We start from the raw sequence: 16,973 nt of genomic DNA on the forward strand, positions 1-16,973 counted from the left end.
CACCGAAATTTATTTGTCGCTCAGATTGCGGAATTTATCAGCAGATTCGATAGCGGCCTTGCGTAATAGCGCCTGATCTGTTGAGGCTGTAAAAAAGCTAATGCCTTTTTCAAGATAGGTATTGGCACCTTCGCTTGTGCCGACGAAAATACCGAGAGCCATTTTTGAATTCTCAAAGGCAGTTTTTATGTCGTCGATGGCGCGCTCTACTTTCGGGCCACCAAACTGTTTCTCGCCGAGCGAGTTGGCGAGATCCGCCGGTCCGATAAGAATACCAGACATACCAGTTTCCGCTGCAATTGATGCAGCATTCTTTACGCCATCCGCGTCTTCGATTTGGCCAATTAAAATAAGGCTTTCATCGCTTTCGGCCGTATAGTACCAAGCTTCGCGCGCGCCGTAGTCGGCCGCGCGTTGGCTTGCCGAAAAGCCGCGTCCCGCGCCGCGATATTGCGCGGCGTCGACGACGGATTTTACATCATCACTGGTCTGAATATGCGGCACAACGATACCCGATGCGCCCATGTCAAGCACGCGAAGAATCGTATCGTGGCTTTTATTCGGTATGCGTACCAGCGCCGGGAGCGAGACAGAGCGGGCGGCGAGAAGGCACATATCCAATGAAGCAGTATCAAAAGGCGCGTGCTCTGCATCCAAGACGATGAAATCAAGACCTACATTGCCCAATATTTCGACAATATGCGGTGAGGGTGTTTTGACAAAGGTGCCAACTACCGGTTCGCGCTTTTCGATACGATTGCGCAGGGCCTTGGATATAGCGAGATAATCACTCACCGTCTTCAAAGTCCTTTTCCTGATACTCGACCAAATGCCGGTAATCTTCGCGAATTGGAGAGAAGACATCGAGATTGAGAACAGTTTCGTCGCCGATCGGGTGCCCGTAATGCTCTACATTGGGCGGGATACGAATAAGGCTGCCGGGTCCGCCCTCGACCACGTCATCACCGACATGGAACCGCATCTGGCCCTTAACGATATAGACAACCTGCTCAAACGGATGGCTATGCGGGTTTGTTTCCATACCCGGTTCGAGCCAGTTCATGACCATAAGAACATTGTCACCGCGGAAACCTGCGCGAGACACGCCTTCGCGGACGGCTTCACGCTCAAGGTCATCCCAGTTGTAGATCGGTGTTTTCTTCGACATCTCGGCTCCTTATGGCAAAAATGTTATGCATAACATAATCGAAATATTATCTAGCATAATCACAGCAAGTTTGCTTATATTCGTCAAGTGCGATTCCGCAATCGTGCCAAAAGAATCAGTAGACGGAGAAAGAATCCGTGAATATTGCGACACATTTAAAGCGCGCGGGCCGCGCTTTTCCGGGGGAAACAGCGATCGCGATTGGCACCAAGCCTGTCGTTAACTATGGACTGTTAAGCGAGCGGGTTAGCAAAATATCCTGTGCCTTGCGTAACCGTTATCAATTGTCAGAAGGCGACTTCGTCGCCATAGCAGCGGAAAATTGCCCAGAATATTTAGAGGTGCTTTACGCTTGCTGGTGGGCAGGATTGGTGGCTGTGCCGATCAACGCAAAACTCCATGCCAAAGAATTTGAATATATCTTAAGCCATAGCGGCGCAAAGCTTTGTGTGACCTCACGAAAATTAAGTGCGGCGATTGGTGGTTTGAATATCAATACGCTCGATAAGATTATCGAAATCGGGTCTGCTGATTATTTGTCGATGTATAACGAGCAAAGTTTGGAGATCGTGCATCGCAATCCAAATGATGCTGCGTGGTTATTCTATACGAGCGGAACAACAGGCAGACCAAAAGGGGCGGTGCTAACCCATCAAAACCTTCTTGCGATGTCATTTTGCTATTTTGCGGATGTTGATCAGGAAAGTCCGTGGCGAACGATTATTCACGCAGCACCTATGAGCCATGGTTCAGGGCTGTATGCGCTAGCGCATGTGATGAAAGCGAGTTGCCACGTCATCCCGGATAGTGGAGGTTTCGATCCCGAGGAAATTTACGGCCTAATCAATGCGCATCAAAGTGTCGTCTTTTTCGCGGCACCGACAATGGTATCGCGACTTTTGAAACATCCAAAAGAGACCGATACGGACAATTTGAAAGCTATAATTTATGGCGGTGGTCCGATGTATCTCGAAGATTGCCTTGCTGGCCTTGACAGGTTTGGCCCTAAAATGGCGCAGCTTTACGGGCAGGGTGAAACGCCGATGACGATCACGGCGTTAAGTAGTCAGGCCCATGTCGAGAATAACCACCCTGATAAATATGACCGGCTTAGTTCGGTAGGTATTCCGCAGAGTGCGGTAGAGGTGCGTATCGCTGATGAGCGGGGAAATTTTCTGGATGCCGGTGAGGTCGGAGAGGTTGTCGTGCGCGGCGCGACCGTGATGCGCGAATATTGGAAAAACCCAGAAGCGACGCGTGATACGATTCGTGACGGGTGGTTATACACTGGCGATTACGGCGTATTTGATGATGGCGGTTTCCTGACTTTAAAAGATCGGGCCAAAGATCTGATCATTTCCGGTGGTACTAATATTTATCCGCGCGAAATTGAAGAAGTGCTCTTAAAGCATAGTGACGTCGCTGAGGTCTCCGTAATCGGCCGAAAAGATTCGGATTGGGGCGAGGTCGTAGTTGCGTATGTGGTTGCGCAAAAAGGCAAGACAATCCAGCCAGAAGCGCTTGATAATCTTTGCCTTGATGAAATTGCGCGGTTTAAACGACCAAAAGACTATGTTTTTGTAAATGAACTGCCAAAGAATAATTACGGCAAAGTTTTGAAATCCGAACTAAGAACTATCGATGAGAGCAATAAATAATTCGACTACAGAATAAAGAGGCGTTATGAAAAACTGGTTAATTACAGGTGTTAGTAGTGGTATTGGCCGCGCGCTTGCGCAAGAAGTATTAGCGAATGGCGATAAGGTTGTGGGTACGGTTCGCAACGAAGCCGATAAAGATGCCTTTCAATCGCTTCATGCTGAGAATGCATTTGGTATTATTCTCGATGTAACCGATCACGAAAAAATTCCGGCTGCGATCATGGAGGCAGAAGCCTGCACTGGCGGTCTTGATGTCTTAGTCAATAATGCCGGATTTGGAATGATCGGCGCAATCGAAGAGGTATCGCTCGAAGAACTCCGCAGGGTTTTCGAGGTAAACTTTTTCGGCGCATTTTCTGTAACGCAGGCCGTATTACCAAAGTTTCGTGAACGCGGAAAAGGCCAAATTGTAAATGTGACCTCGGTTAGTGGGCTTGCGCCATGGGCCGGTTCCGCGGCGTATGGTGCCAGTAAATACGCGCTTGAATGTCTTGGCCAAACACTGGCGCAAGAGGTTGCGGAGTTTGGAATTAAAGTTACCAATATTGAACCGGGTGCAATCGAAACGGATTTCGGTAAGCGATCACTAGTGACTGCTGAACAGCAGATTGACGCCTATAAGGGAACAATTACTGAATTGCCTCGAAAAGTTCTTCTGGACGAGAGCAGTTATGGCGGCGACCCGAAAAAAGCCGCGAAGGCAATCGTCAAGGCGTTGAGTAGCGACGAGCCGCCTACGCATTTGCTGTTAGGCGAGGACGCCGTTTTCTACGCTGGCGAGCAGTTGAATACCTTTATCGGTGACATGACAAAATGGATGCCGGTCACGATGAGCATCAAGAAATAGGTGGTTTTGAATATGGCCGAAGGTAATACGCCAAAAGATGTTGCGGTTCGTTATATCGAATCCTTCGCGTCGGGTGATCCGGAAACGGTAGCGGCTAATGTGACGGAGGATTTCGTCAACAATCAATCCGGGGCATTGGGCAAGGGGTGTGAAACCCGCGCCGTTTATCGTGAGCGATTGAAAGGTTTCCTAGGGGCATTCGAAGGGCTTCAATATGAAGTCAAAGACGTCATCGAGGATGGAAACAAAGTTGCCATAACCTATCAGATGCGTGCCAATAGCGATGGCCATTCAATTGATATTCCGGGTGTTATGGTTATCGACGTCCGAGATGGATTGGTTGCGGAACGTCAGGATTACTGGGACGGCCTCACATTTCTTCAGCAAACGAAGCAAGCATAAGATACAGGATATTACTATGAGCCGAAATGTACGCGTAATTGGCGGTTTCCAAACCGACTTCTCGAAAAACTGGGCGCGCGAGGAAAAAGACCTGACCGCGCTCTTCACTGAAACGCTGCATGGCGGTTTAGAGGCAGCGCATATAAATTCAGGCGAGATCGAGAGCGCCCATGTCGGTAATTTTACCGCGGAACTCTTTTGCGATCAGGGACATTTGGGCGGTTTTTTCACGGCTGCTGCACCTGAAATGGCGGGTACGCCCGCGATGCGGCATGAAGCAGCTTGCGCATCGGGTAGTATGGCGCTTTTGTCCGCCATGTCAGAAATTGAAGCGGGCCGTTATGATCTGGTCGCCGTGCTCGGCGTAGAGATGATGCGCAATGTGCCCGGCGCACAGGCTGCTGCATTTATTGGTTCTCCCGCGCTTTGGGCTGGGCGGGAATGCATTGATGTTAAATATCCGTGGCCACACATGTTTGGGAAACTGGGTGAAGAGTATGAGCGGCGTTACGGCCTAAAGCGCGAACACCTTTCTGAGATTTCTCGAATTAATTTCGAAAACGCGAAGCGTAATCCGAATTCTCAAACCAGAAAATGGGGCTTTGACGAGAAAAGCTTCACGTCCGACGATGAAGCGAATCCGACCATTGATGGCATGATTAGAAAGCATGACTGTAGTCAAATTACCGATGGCGGCACAGTTGTATTTCTCGCAAGTGATGAGAAGGCGGCCGAGATTGTCGCACGTGCCGGTCGTACACTGAGTGACGCTCCCAGAATTTCAGGTTGGGGGCATAAAACAGCGCATATTGGTTTGAATGAGAAACTAGATGAAAGCCGTGATGCGGAATATGTCTTCCCGCATGTTCGTGCGGCGATCCTTGATATGTATCGCAGAGCTGGCATAGACGGCCCCGCGGGCGTTGACGGTTTTGAAGTCCATGACTGCTTTACCCCCACGGAATATATGGCGATCGATCACCTCGGCATTACCGCTCCCGGCGAGGCATGGAAAGCAATCGAAGCGGGTGATGTCGCGCTTGGCGGTAAATCGCCAATTAATCCGTCCGGTGGTCTAATCGGATGTGGTCACCCTGTTGGGGCAACTGGTGTGCGTATGATGCTTGATTGCTGGAAACAGGTAACGGATCGCGCCGGTGACTATCAGGTCGAAAATGCGCAACGCTTTGGTATGCTGAACCTTGGCGGCAGCGCTACGACTGCCGCCGCATTTGTCCTCGACAAAGGGTAATTTAGTTCCGGCCCATGAAGTCAGTCACTTCGTCATGGGTCGGAAGGTTGGTGCGGGCACCGTGTCTTGTAACCGATAATGCAGCCGCAGCGCAGGCATATTTCGCCGCTTGGCCAAGCGCCTCGCCGCGAGAAAGCGCAGCGGCCAGAAACCCATTGAATGTGTCGCCTGCGCCAGTCGTATCAACAGCATCGACGCGATAGGGATCAATAAAGATACGTTCCTTTGCTGAGCGTACAAAGCAACCGCGCGCGCCGAGTGTAATGATGACGTTTTCTACGCCGCGGTCGAAAAAGATTGCACTGATTTTATCGAGGCTATTTTCGTCCTCGGCAGGGATACCAGCGAGCGCAGCGGCTTCAACCTCATTTGGTGTGAAATAAGTAACCGGACCGAATTCTTCATTTGCCGCTGGCGCGGGGGCCGGATTAAATATAACCGCTGTGCCGTGTTTCGCCGCAAGTTTCATTGCGTGGCGGACTGTATCAAACCGAACCTCTAATTGAACGACCAGATGCGAGGCGTCGGCAATTACAGATTCGGCTGCGTTTATATGGTCAATTGTCAACGCTTCATTCGCGCCCGGTGCAACCGCAATGGCATTATCGCCATTTTGATCAACAAGGATCGCTGCCAATCCGGTTGCGCTGTTATTATCGCGAATGACGTGGCTGCAATCGACGCCAGCATCAATTAAGCCTTTCATTGATTGTTCGCCGAATGCATCGACGCCAACCTTACTAATAAAGCTCGCTTTTCCGCCCGCTGCTGCGACGGCAGCGGCCTGGTTTGCGCCTTTTCCGCCGCCGAAAATTTCATAGCTACCTGAGCCGATAACGGTTTCGTTCTTTTCGCAGATATGCGGGACCCGAATGGCAAGATCGATATTGGTGCTGCCGACGATTGCTATAGTCATTAAAAACCTCAGTGATCTGGCGGAATTGTTTGGCGGTCCAGAATTAGTTAAAGAAATTTGCCTTGATGATAAATCATCGGTTTAGCAGTGAGTTCTTTTTCAACCTTCCGACCACGGCCAATTAAAATATCGTGATCGCCGACGCTATAAGTGTCGTGAAGATCGCAATCGATAAAGACCGGCGCACCGGAAAGGCGAGGGGCACCACCATCTGTGTGGACAAAATCTAAACCTTCAAACCGATTGGTTTCCATTGGCGTAGCAAAGCGCATGGCGACGTCCATGCCGTCTGCGCTCAGGATATTTACGCCAAAACGGCCTTTCTTCTTGATTGGCGCGAGCGCCGGATTGTTATGATCAAGGCATACCAGCAAAAGCGGCGGCGTTAATGAGACTGAGCAAAATGCGCTAACGGTTGTCCCGACAGGTTCGGTGCCGTCCCAACCCGTTACGACCGTCACGCCAGAGGCAAAATACCCCATCACGCTGCGCCAATCATCGGGGGACACGATTTGCTCACTCATACGGAAATCCTTTTTCTTCGCGGCTTTTAGGTTAGAATTGTCGAATACGCTTTGGCGCAGAGACCCTATTGGCGTAATTTTACCTGCGCTGCAATGTGGGCGCATGACCAGAAACGCCCGGTTACGTAACTGTTCAATTGCTGCGTTTGCGAACGATTCTTAGTAAACTGTTCGGTCAGTAAACACATTCTATTGCGTTGTTTAATGCAACTCTTGGGGCGTATTGAGACAAGATCAAAAACGCTGTCGAGGCGAGCCTTATGTCTCTGGAAAGTTTTTTAATACCCGTGAGGAAAGCGCCAAATGAAAACCGGCCTGAAAATGAATGACGAATTTTTCCGTTCCCTGGATAGCTCTATTCTACCGGTGGAGCAGGCTGAAACGCTGCCACCGGAATGTTATACGGATGATGATTTTTTCGAGCTGGAAAAGGAAGCACTCTTTAACCATGAATGGTTATGCGTTGGCCGTGAATCCTGGGTCGAAAATCCCGGTGACTACTTCACAACCGAAATAATCGGTGAGCCACTCGTTATTTCGCGTACGCGCAAGAATGAAATCAAGGCGATGTCGTCCGTGTGCCAACACCGGGCAATGTTGGTTGCCGAAGGCCGCGGGAATACGCGCGGATTTGTTTGCCCTTATCACCACTGGGTTTATGGGCTAGACGGATCATTGATTAATGCGCCGGAAACGCAAACCACTTGTAACTTTAACAAAGCTGACGTTCGACTGCCTGAACTGAAAGTCGAAGTTTGGCTTGGGTTTATTTTCGTAAACTTCGATATGGATGCGCCGCCGCTGGCACCGCGCCTTACAGAAGTCGAAAAAGTATTGAAGCCATACGATCTCGAAAACACCGAAGGGCCACACCCGGAAAAAGCTCAACATCTTCCTTGGAATTGGAAGGTTATGTTTGAGAACAACAATGACGGTTACCATGCTAGCCGCCTGCACCAAGGTCCGCTTCATGACTTTGTGCCTAGTGAAAAGGCGGTATTCCCGGAATTGCCAGAAGATACCGCAGGCTATTTCCGCACAAACGGCTCTCTCCACAAGGACGCTGCGTTCAACGCGACGCAAAAAGCGCTGTTCCCGGTATTCCCGGGCTTGACGGATGATGATCGGATGCAAATGGTGTTTGCGAATATCCCGCCAACGCTTTCGCTGGTCATGACATCGGACATGATCATCTATCTGATCGTCCGCGCCGAAACTGCGGAAACGCATTACATGGATACGGGTGTTCTTTTCGCAAAAGGCACCATGAGTGACCCTTCTTATTCCCACAAGCTCGCCATGACGATGGCAGCAGCCGAAGAAATTATGGAACAGGACCAGCATGTCGACGAACTCGTGCAAATTGGTCTGCGTTCTCGCTTTGCTATCCGTGGTCGTTATTCATGGCAGGAAGGCGCACAAAGCCAGTTGAATGGATGGCTGGTTCCGCGCTATCAGGCCACTTGGAAAAAGATGAATAAGAACGGATAAAGCAATGGCAAATTCAAGAATGCCCGTAATTTTCTATGGGCACGGTAGTCCGACCATTGCGCGGGAAACAAACAGCACGACAAAGACTTGGCGAGAAATTGCCAAGTCCGTGCCAAAGCCAAAAGCGATTCTGTCGATATCGGCGCATTGGCTGACGCGCGGTGTGGGCGTTACCGCGATGGAGCGCCCGCAAACGATCCATGATTTTGGTCAAGGGTTGGGTGCGGATCTCTTCCGTATTCAATATCCTGCACCGGGCGACCCGCAATTGGCGAAACGGATTAAAGATCTGTTGGAGCCTGAGGTTCCTGTAACGCTTGATCAGCGTTGGGGGCTTGATCATGGTACTTGGTCTGTCTTGATGAAAGCGTTTCCGGATGCCGATATACCTGTCGTTCAGCTAAGTATGGACGCAACCAAAGAGCCGGAGTGGCATTTGGAGCTAGGCCGTAAGTTACAGCCGCTCCGCGATGAAGGCATTTTGATAGTTGGTACGGGGAATATCGTCCATAATCTTGGTGTTATGGAATGGAACGAAAAAGCGAAGCCCTATGATTGGGCGACGCGCTTTAACGACTACATCAAGGACTGCGTTAAAAAGAAAGATACTGATGGCCTCGCTAACTACCTGAACGCAGGTCAGGACGCGGTTCGGTCTGTTCCCGGCAATGACCATTATTTGCCGCTTTTATATGCGGTTGGTGCCGCTGGCGACGATTACGAAGTGAAATTCAACCCGGATTTCATCATCTATAAATCGCTTAGCATGACCAGCATCACCTTTCGCTAGGCCTCCGGTACAGTCTGTTTAACGCGCACACTAAATCGACTGTACTTTCTCCCGAGCGCCGGGGCGGCAATGTTCGTCCCGGTGACTTCGGCTTTCATGCATATAGCTTTTTGGGGGTGAACGGCAGTATAAGCAGCCGTTTAAACCATTGGCCTTTGATTTTATGAGTGTCTGGAAATACGCCACCGCCGCAGAAAGCGACGCAAATAGCGTCGCCCATTGGCGTGAGGCGATGTCACGAATCAACCTGCCGGTTGAAACCGTAGAAGATCCTTCGACTTTCCGCGGTTCGATTATTTCGCGGGAATCGCCACTCGGAATCAAAATCTCCGTGGTTGAGGCAGAGCCGCAAAAAATTGCCGGGAAATATGGCAATCAACCGAATGCGATCTGGATGGCGGCGATGATCAAGGGCGACGCGCAGCTTGATGCCGAAGGCATGGACTTGAAGATTGCGCCTCGTGATATTGTGTACGGGAGGACAGGCGGCAAGCAGGCGTCGCTTTCCTATAAAACGCCTTACAAGCAGATTTTCATTACTGCGCCGCCGCTGGTCATTGATCCGCGTTTGATTAGCCCCGTTGCCTTGCAATTAGGCTGCATCCGTATGGATTCGAGTATCGCGCGAATTTTTTCGAACCTATTGCTCGATATTGCTGAAGATTTCGAGACCATGGACACATCGGAATTGCGTCCGATCGAATTATCATTGGCCGAGTTGTTGATCTCCTGCATCATGGCTGAAGGCGGCGAGGTGGCACTCGGGGGCGCTGCTGCGAACCGCACCGCGCATCTCAACCGAATTCAGCAGACGATTGAGGCATTTCTCGGGGACCCCGCACTGGACACGAAATATATTGCCGATCGCGAAGGGGTCTCTATCCGCTATCTGCAAAAACTGTTCTCGACCTCAGGGCAAACGATCGCGACCTATATCCGCATGCGCCGTCTCGAACGGTGCAAGGATGACCTCCTCAATCCGGCTTTTGATAATCTCTCAATTACGCAAATCTGCTTCCGCTGGGGGTTTAGCTCGTCCGCCCATTTCAGTCGTGCTTTTCGCGACCAATTCGGCGTCTCACCTCGGGAATTCCGCAAGCATATCAGGCCTTTAGGGGATAGCTGATTGTTGCGTCGAAGGGTGTGTGCCGAGAGGCAAATTTCGGGACGCTTCTAGTCAAGACCGTATGGCCGACCTTCTCTACCACTAACAGATACAAAGGGTTAGGTGCGCAATCATGAATGATGCGCCGAAAAGGTTAGAGGAATACATGGCATATCCGAACACACTGATTTTTGTTGACTTGGCATCCGATGACCCAAAAGCGGCTGGCGAATTCTACGCTGCTGTTTTCGGTTGGGAGAATGATGCGCGTCCAGAGGGTGTGTTCCACCGTATGGTTCCCGGTCAGAACTTCCGCCTTTCCGACGGTTCGCAAAGTGAAGTCGGTAATCTTCATCTTGGTATTTTTGACGCGGCGAATGCGCGTCCAAATCCAAATCCCGAAGGTGTTGAGCCGCGCAAGCTAGCGGATACTGGCCGTAAAGCGCGTATCTGGATCATGGTCAGCGAGGATGATTCAGTTGATCGCATTCTTGGCGAAGCTGAGAAGCGCGGTGCGACCGTATTGTGGCGCAATCACTATTGGAAAGAGTTCAACGGATTCAATCATTGCTTCCGCGATCCATGGGGCAACGAAATTCTGCTTTGGGTAAAGGGTGGCGACAACCCTCAGATCCCTGAAGATTATACTCGCGAATAAATAACTCGGCCGGAGTAGTTCAGAACGAATGATCTGGCCACCAATTATTGTTTAGCGTCTTTGCGGCGCGATTGAGCCGTTGGATCATCCAACGGCTCTATTTTTTATTGGTGTTTGTTAGCTACGCCGGAGCGTCATTTGAATTGGCCCTTCGGCACGTCCGTGAACGAATTGATCAACCATCGGATTACCGGAATTATCGATTTCATCTGGCGTGCCGCGCCAGATAATGCGGCCTTGATAAAGCATTGCAATTTCGTCGGCGATTTTTCGCGCTGATGCCATATCATGTGTGATTGATATGGCCGTTGCGCCAAGGGCTTTAACGCGATCAACGATCAAATTGTTGATAACATCCGCCATGATTGGGTCGAGGCCCGTCGTTGGTTCGTCGAAAAAGAGAATATGCGGATCAGAGGCGATCGCTCGTGCAAGGCTGACGCGTTTTTGCATACCGCCTGACAACGCAGCCGGTTGGAGATCTGCGACCTCAGGGGCCAAGCCGACCTGCGTCAGGCAATCAATGGCTTTTTCGCGCGCTACGCTTCGCGATTTCTTCTCAGCGTTGAGCAATCTGAAGGCGACATTTTCCCAAACCCGTAAGCTGTCAAAAAGGGCCGAGCCTTGAAACAACATGCCCGATTGTTCGGTCATGTATTTCTGATCAGCATTGGTTTGGCGTGCGATATCGCGACCATTGATTTGGACGGTGCCTCTATCGGGCCGCAAAAGCCCGAGCATGCATTTCAGCAAGACTGATTTGCCGGTACCGGAACCGCCGATGATCACCAGCGACTTGCCCTTGTCGATATCGAAATCAACACCACGCAAAACCTGTTTGGTGCCAAAGCTTTTGTGCAGATCGCGGACGGAGATTGTGTGTTTGGCTTTACTCATGCTCAAGTCTCAACGAGGAGGGACGTCATGAAATAGTTCGAGGCGAGAACGGCAACCGCACCGGCGACAACGGCGGTACGGGTTGCAGCACCAACACCCTGCGCGCCGCCGCGACTATGATAGCCGTAATAGCATCCCATGACTGCGATCAGGAAACCAAACACGGCTGCTTTCATAATGCCCGAGACCACATCGCGTGTCGTCAAAAAGTCGGCAAGGTTTGTAATGAAAACGGGCCCGGAAAAATCGAGCGCATATACGGCCACGAGATAGCCGCCATAAATGCCAATGATGTTCGCGATCAAAACGAGCAAGGGCAGGGCGATCGTCGTCGCTAAAATTCGCGGTGCGATCAGATATTTGAAGGGATCAACGGCGAGCGTCGACATGGCATCGATCTGCTCGGTTACGCGCATCGTGCCGATCTCCGCCGCCATCGCAGACGAACAGCGTCCGGCGACCATCAGTGCCGCGAGAACAGGGCCCAATTCGCGGACAATGGAAACGCCGAGAATTTGCGGAAGGAAAGTCTCGGCATTGAACCTAAGGCTGCCATCATAAATGTTGAGCGCAAGCGCGGCACCGGTGAATACAGCCGTGAGCCCGACGACGGGCAACGATGTAAAGCCGATCCTTCCAAAAGCGGAAAAGAAAGCCCGCCAATAGAAAGGACCCAATACCCAAGTGACAGCACCGCGCCCCGCAAAATTGGCCATGCGGCCTGTTTCGCGCAGCGCCTCTATCGTCATGCTGCCGATCATGGCAATCACGTTCATCGGCGGAGATCCCCCCTTTGGTGGATATTAGAGGTAGCGGCGATCGACCCGTCCGCCAAGTCCTGTAAGCAAATCATAAGCGACCCGATTGGTGATCCTCGAAGCTTCGGTAAGGCGTAAATTCGGACCAAAAAACTCTGCAATATCACCGGGTTCTACGGATTTCTTCAAGCCGGTTATATCAATTGTGATGAAGTCCATGGATATCCGGCCCGCAATCGGCGCGCGTGCGCCGCTCACAAGTGCGATACCGGCTGGCATGTTATTGCGTGGATAGCCGTCACCATAACCCAGCGCAGCGGTTGCGATTTTCGCCGGTTTCTTTGCGGTGTAGGTCGCGCCATATCCAACCGCCTCCCCAGCAGCAATATCCCGAACCTGGACGATCGGAGCCTTGAGCGAGGCAACAGATTTGATTCGCAAATCGTCCTCGTCAAATGGTGAGCCGCCATAAAGCGCGATGCCGGCGCGGATCATGTCGAAATGATATTCCCGGTCCATCAGCGCGCCCGCGGATGCGCCCAGGCTCAGCCGAGCATCCGGGAAGTGGGTGGCCGCGGCGACAAAACGCTCACGCTGTGTCCGATTGAGCGGATGGTCCGGCGACGACCCGCAAGCCAAATGGCTCATGACCAGACTAATATTCAGACTGTTGAGTGCCGCAATCTCATTCACGGCGCTCTGTTCTGCGCCCATTCGATTGATGCCAGTGTCGACATGCAGCGAGGCTTCTTGCCCGGGCCGGTTACTGGCCCAGTGTTTCGCCTGTTCGAGACTGTTCAGAACCGGAATGAGGGATGCCTGATCAAACAACGGTAAGGTGTCATCGTTTTGCCCCGCGAGGCAAAAAATCCGGGCGTTCCGATCGGCTAAGGTCTCTCTAAGGGCCAAGCCTTCTTCGGGGTAAATTACGAAAAAGGTCTCGCAACCAGCGCGTGCCGACAGCGTATGGGCAATTTTCTCATGTCCCAATCCATAGGCATTACATTTGACGACCGCCGCGATTTCACAATCACTCGTCACATCGCGCAAAAGCGCATAGTTCTCACAGAGGTTGGATAGGTCAATATCGACCCAAGGTCCGTGACGCGGCGTGGATAGCGAAGTTTGGCTCATACAAGCCAGCATTAGGCGGCTTTTGCGGTCGGGAAAAGAGGTATAAGCGCGCAGGACGCGTGTAGAGCCTACAAAACCACACGATTAGTGGTCGTGCTCACCCATATAGCGGTCATCCGCCAGATTAGAGAATTTCGTGAATTTCTCTTCAAAGTGCAGATCAACTTTACCGATTGGGCCGTGACGCTGTTTACCGATAATAACTTCGGCGGTATCGCCGACTTCGCTCATGCGGGCGAGCCATTTTGCATGCTCTTCGGTGCCTTCACGGGGTTCGGTCCGCCCGAGATAGTATTTTTCACGGAAAACGAACAAGACAACGTCGGCGTCCTGCTCGATCGAACCCGATTCGCGAAGGTCAGCGAGCTGTGGTCGTTTATCTTCGCGGGCTTCAACCTGACGTGACAACTGCGAAAGGGCAATCACCGGAACATCAAGTTCCTTTGCGATCGCCTTTAGGCCCATACTGATTTCAGTGATTTCCTGCACCCGGCCATCAGAGGCGCGTTTGCCTGAACCGGACAGAAGCTGCAGATAGTCGACGACAATCAGGCCGAGCCCATGCTGCCGTTTTAAGCGGCGCGCGCGCGCGGCCAACTGGCCGATTGAGATACCGCCGGTGTCATCGATATAGAGCTTGAGTTTTTCAAGCTCTCGAGCCGCATGATAAATCTGGTCGAATTGTTCCTGATCGACTTCACCGCGGCGAATCTTTTCCGAAGCGACTGTCGCAAACTCAGACAAGATACGGGTTGCGAGCTGTTCAGCTGACATTTCAAGGGAGAAGAAACCGACGACCGCGCCGTCAACGGCCTTCATGGTGCCGTCAGGTTGTTTTTCTTCGCGATAGGCTTTGGCCGCATTCACAGCAATATTGGTTGCGAGCGACGTCTTACCCATAGAAGGGCGGCCCGCGAGAATAATCAGATCAGACGGGTGCAAGCCGCCCATCATGCGATCAAGGTCGCGCAAGCCGGTCGAAACACCGGCAAGACCCCCGTCGCGTTTAACGGCGGCATTCGCCAATTCAATCGCTTCGGTAATGGCTGTTCGGAATGATTTAAATCCGCCGCCATATTTGCCGGTTTCCGCGAGTTTATAGAGCGCCTGTTCGGCGTCTTGAAGCTGCGCGGACGGGCTATCATCAAGCGTTGCGACTTTTGCCCGATCCGCCATCTCTGTGCCGATCGACATCAAGCCACGGCATACAGAAAGGTCAAAAACGATGCGCGCGTAATCCGCCGCGCCCGTCGTTGATGGAACATTGGCCGCTAGTTGTTCTAGATAACGTTTGCCGCCTGCATCGAGATAGCCTTGCGCATTTGCGAGATAGGTATCGATCGTAACGGGCGAGGCGAGGCGACCGGAGTTTACAAGGTCACCTGCGGCTTCGAAGATCAGTTGATGGACGGGGTCGAAAAAATGCTCGCCTTTCAAGAAGATAGAAATGCGATGATAGATTTCGTTGTCAAAGAGAATGGCACCCAGAATGGCCTGCTCGGCATCAAGGCTTGCGGGGAGTTTATCCTCCGCACCCGAACTAATTTGTGAAGCTGCCCCTGATCCGTCCGCCATGGTTATGTTAGATCAAAAAAATCGCCGGCTGGAAAGCCAGCCGGCGACTAAATTATTCCCCATGACGGGTAAACAATAAGAAGCGCTATATTAAGCTTCGGTAGTGTCGGCGGCTTCGCCTTCTTCCGAATCAACAGCGGCTTGTGCCTCTTCGTCAAAGAACTCGGCTTTTGCTTCTTCGTCCTCTGCGGCTTCACGGTCGGCTTCGCTTGCCAACACGTCTTCACCACGGGCTTGACGTTCTGCTTCGTCTTCTGACCGCGCAATATTGATGTTGATATTCGCGTCGACTTCGGGGTGAAGCGCAATGCGAACAGGGAAAACACCAAGTGCTTTCAGCGGCTTGTCGAGTCGAACCTGTGAACGCTCGATGCTGAAGCCACCAGATGATGCGGCATCCGCAATGTCACGGGTTGTCACTGAGCCGTAAAGCGCGCCCATATCCGAAGATTGGCGGATAAGAACGTAGCTTGTGCCTTCGATTTTCTCAGCAACAGCTTCAGCTTCTTTTTTGCGTTCGAGGTTGCGTGCTTCAAGCTGAGCGCGTTGGGCCTCGAAAGCTTTCTTGTTGTCATCATTAGCGCGGAGCGCTTTTTTCTGCGCCAACAGATAGTTGCGCGCGTAACCTGGGCGTACATTTACAATATCGCCCATTTGGCCGAGATTTTCGACCCGCTCAAGAAGGATAACTTGCATGGGCCTTACTCCGATACATAGGGAAGCAAAGCGAGGAAACGCGCGCGTTTAATTGCGCGGGCGAGCTCACGTTGCTTCTTGTGTGAAACGGCTGAGATCCGCGATGGAACAATCTTGCCACGCTCTGAAACGAAGCGCTGCAACATTTTCGGATCCTTGTAGTCAATCTTCGGTGCGTTATCACCGGAGAAAGGACAGGTTTTGCGGCGTCTGAAAAATGGTTTAGCCATGATTTATGTCCTCTTCTCTTACCGGCGTCCGCCGCGGTCACCACGGTCTCCGCGATCGCCGCGGTCTCCACGATCATTTCTGTCGCGGCGGCTCAATACGGGTGATGGCTCGGCATCCAATTCGTCAACACGGATCGTCAACGAACGCATGACGTCGTCGATAATCTTTTCCTGACGCTCAAGTTCAGCGATTGCCGCTGCCGGCGCTTCGATGTTGAAAAGGCTGTAATGGCCTTTGCGGTTTTTGTTGATTTTGTACTGGAGGTTACGAAGACCCCAATATTCTGACTTCTCGATTTTGCCGCCATTGTCGGTGACAATCTTGGCGAGCGTTTCGGTCAGACCTTCGACTTGCGCGGGGGAGATATCCTGACGCGCAATAAAGATGTGCTCATAAAGCGGCATAGAGCCAGCTCCTTGTTTGGCGATGGAGACCCCGGGGTGCTGCTGGCGTACCCGGCTGGCCTTTGGCTCACATGACTAAGGGACCATCCCTTAAACCCGGACAAAGATGTCCGAGCGCCTGCGACCATCGCTCGTGAAGACCGGGGCAATAAATGAGGGTGTGGAGATTTGCAAGCCTGAAACCAATGAATATTGAGGGATTTTGCCGGTTTGGCGCGAAAAAGACATGGCCGGAAAGCTGTTATCTTGTGGCATCTAGCGAAAGGCGCACTAGATGCGTATTTTGATATTTCGATTCGAGAGCGTGTGGTTGCGCCACCGGACGCTGAAACTCGAACCAGTACCCGGTTCGTGACGGTAGTCGATTGAGCGACCGATTTAGCATTGCGAGTTGCAAGTAAAACCAATCAATATTGCTAATAATCACCACCCTGATGAGTTCACCGATGCAAAAATATTGAGCA

General features: G+C 51.7%; 19 protein-coding genes. 8 read left to right on the plus strand and 11 right to left on the minus strand.

Annotated elements, in window-relative coordinates:
* Window positions 1–9: 9 nt before the first annotated feature.
* On the minus strand, window positions 10–795 hold the full coding sequence (locus ABFZ83_RS02465) for an HpcH/HpaI aldolase family protein (protein ID WP_411818791.1): 786 nt from the start codon (window positions 793–795) through the stop codon (window positions 10–12).
* The gene (locus tag ABFZ83_RS02470; protein ID WP_411817850.1) at window positions 788–1,168 is read right to left on the minus strand and encodes a cupin domain-containing protein; all 381 of its coding nucleotides are present in this window, start codon (window positions 1,166–1,168) and stop codon (window positions 788–790) included. Before ABFZ83_RS02470 ends, ABFZ83_RS02465 begins: the two co-directional genes overlap by 8 nt.
* Before the next feature lie 137 nt (window positions 1,169–1,305).
* Here ABFZ83_RS02470 and ABFZ83_RS02475 point away from each other — a divergent pair, with 137 nt between their 5' ends.
* Genes ABFZ83_RS02475 through ABFZ83_RS02490 form a run of 4 tightly spaced genes read left to right on the plus strand, consistent with a single transcriptional unit; the run spans window position 1,306 to window position 5,330 of the window.
* A complete protein-coding gene (locus tag ABFZ83_RS02475) occupies window positions 1,306–2,826 on the plus strand; it encodes an AMP-binding protein (RefSeq protein WP_411817851.1) in 1,521 nt (506 codons plus the stop codon).
* Window positions 2,827–2,851: 25 nt separating this feature from the next.
* Entirely contained in the window at window positions 2,852–3,676 is an 825-nt protein-coding gene (locus ABFZ83_RS02480) for an oxidoreductase (protein WP_411817852.1), read from the plus strand.
* Window positions 3,677–3,688: 12 nt separating this feature from the next.
* Window positions 3,689–4,078 carry a nuclear transport factor 2 family protein gene (locus tag ABFZ83_RS02485; RefSeq protein ID WP_411817853.1) on the plus strand — a complete coding sequence of 130 codons (390 nt, stop codon included), beginning with the start codon at window positions 3,689–3,691 and terminating at the stop codon, window positions 4,076–4,078.
* Window positions 4,079–4,094: 16 nt separating this feature from the next.
* Window positions 4,095–5,330, plus strand: a complete 1,236-nt coding sequence (locus ABFZ83_RS02490; RefSeq protein ID WP_411817854.1) for an acetyl-CoA acetyltransferase — start codon at window positions 4,095–4,097, stop codon at window positions 5,328–5,330.
* A 1-nt stretch (window position 5,331) separates the two neighbouring features.
* On the opposite strand, the gene rbsK is transcribed toward ABFZ83_RS02490, so the two are convergent.
* Entirely contained in the window at window positions 5,332–6,246 is a 915-nt protein-coding gene (gene rbsK, locus ABFZ83_RS02495; RefSeq protein WP_411817855.1) for a ribokinase, read from the minus strand.
* A gap of 47 nt (window positions 6,247–6,293) precedes the next feature.
* Window positions 6,294–6,770, minus strand: a complete 477-nt coding sequence (locus ABFZ83_RS02500; RefSeq protein ID WP_411817856.1) for a flavin reductase family protein — start codon at window positions 6,768–6,770, stop codon at window positions 6,294–6,296.
* 303 nt (window positions 6,771–7,073) lie between these two features.
* On the opposite strand from ABFZ83_RS02500, the gene ABFZ83_RS02505 reads away from it, so the two are divergent.
* From ABFZ83_RS02505 to ABFZ83_RS02520, 4 genes are all read left to right on the plus strand, one after another.
* Window positions 7,074–8,261, plus strand: coding sequence for an aromatic ring-hydroxylating oxygenase subunit alpha (locus tag ABFZ83_RS02505; protein ID WP_411817857.1), 1,188 nt, complete (start codon window positions 7,074–7,076; stop codon window positions 8,259–8,261).
* Window positions 8,262–8,265: 4 nt separating this feature from the next.
* Window positions 8,266–9,051, plus strand: coding sequence for a 4,5-DOPA dioxygenase extradiol (gene ygiD, locus ABFZ83_RS02510; RefSeq protein WP_411817858.1), 786 nt, complete (start codon window positions 8,266–8,268; stop codon window positions 9,049–9,051).
* 163 nt (window positions 9,052–9,214) lie between these two features.
* Complete coding sequence (locus ABFZ83_RS02515; protein WP_411817859.1) at window positions 9,215–10,177, plus strand: helix-turn-helix domain-containing protein; 963 nt, start codon at window positions 9,215–9,217, stop codon at window positions 10,175–10,177.
* A gap of 145 nt (window positions 10,178–10,322) precedes the next feature.
* Window positions 10,323–10,814: a VOC family protein gene (locus tag ABFZ83_RS02520; protein WP_411817860.1), complete on the plus strand. Its 492-nt coding sequence runs from the start codon at window positions 10,323–10,325 to the stop codon at window positions 10,812–10,814.
* A 117-nt stretch (window positions 10,815–10,931) separates the two neighbouring features.
* On the opposite strand, the gene ABFZ83_RS02525 is transcribed toward ABFZ83_RS02520, so the two are convergent.
* From ABFZ83_RS02525 to rpsF, 7 genes are all read right to left on the minus strand, one after another.
* Complete coding sequence (locus ABFZ83_RS02525) at window positions 10,932–11,711, minus strand: ABC transporter ATP-binding protein (protein ID WP_411817861.1); 780 nt, start codon at window positions 11,709–11,711, stop codon at window positions 10,932–10,934.
* Window positions 11,712–11,713: 2 nt separating this feature from the next.
* Window positions 11,714–12,487 (minus strand): MlaE family ABC transporter permease, encoded by a 774-nt coding sequence (locus ABFZ83_RS02530; protein WP_411817862.1) that lies wholly within the window; start codon window positions 12,485–12,487, stop codon window positions 11,714–11,716.
* A 27-nt stretch (window positions 12,488–12,514) separates the two neighbouring features.
* The gene (alr, locus tag ABFZ83_RS02535; RefSeq protein WP_411817863.1) at window positions 12,515–13,603 is read right to left on the minus strand and encodes an alanine racemase; all 1,089 of its coding nucleotides are present in this window, start codon (window positions 13,601–13,603) and stop codon (window positions 12,515–12,517) included.
* Between the two features lie 84 nt (window positions 13,604–13,687).
* Window positions 13,688–15,178: a replicative DNA helicase gene (locus ABFZ83_RS02540; protein ID WP_411817864.1), complete on the minus strand. Its 1,491-nt coding sequence runs from the start codon at window positions 15,176–15,178 to the stop codon at window positions 13,688–13,690.
* Window positions 15,179–15,268: 90 nt separating this feature from the next.
* On the minus strand, window positions 15,269–15,874 hold the full coding sequence (rplI, locus tag ABFZ83_RS02545; protein ID WP_411817865.1) for a 50S ribosomal protein L9: 606 nt from the start codon (window positions 15,872–15,874) through the stop codon (window positions 15,269–15,271).
* A gap of 5 nt (window positions 15,875–15,879) precedes the next feature.
* Complete coding sequence (rpsR, locus tag ABFZ83_RS02550; protein WP_369313791.1) at window positions 15,880–16,104, minus strand: 30S ribosomal protein S18; 225 nt, start codon at window positions 16,102–16,104, stop codon at window positions 15,880–15,882.
* Window positions 16,105–16,122: 18 nt separating this feature from the next.
* The gene (gene rpsF, locus ABFZ83_RS02555; protein ID WP_411817866.1) at window positions 16,123–16,509 is read right to left on the minus strand and encodes a 30S ribosomal protein S6; all 387 of its coding nucleotides are present in this window, start codon (window positions 16,507–16,509) and stop codon (window positions 16,123–16,125) included.
* Between the last annotated feature and the right edge of the window lie 464 nt (window positions 16,510–16,973).

The organism is Hyphococcus formosus, from assembly GCF_046736345.1.
Lineage (GTDB): Bacteria > Pseudomonadota > Alphaproteobacteria > Caulobacterales > Parvularculaceae > Hyphococcus > Hyphococcus formosus.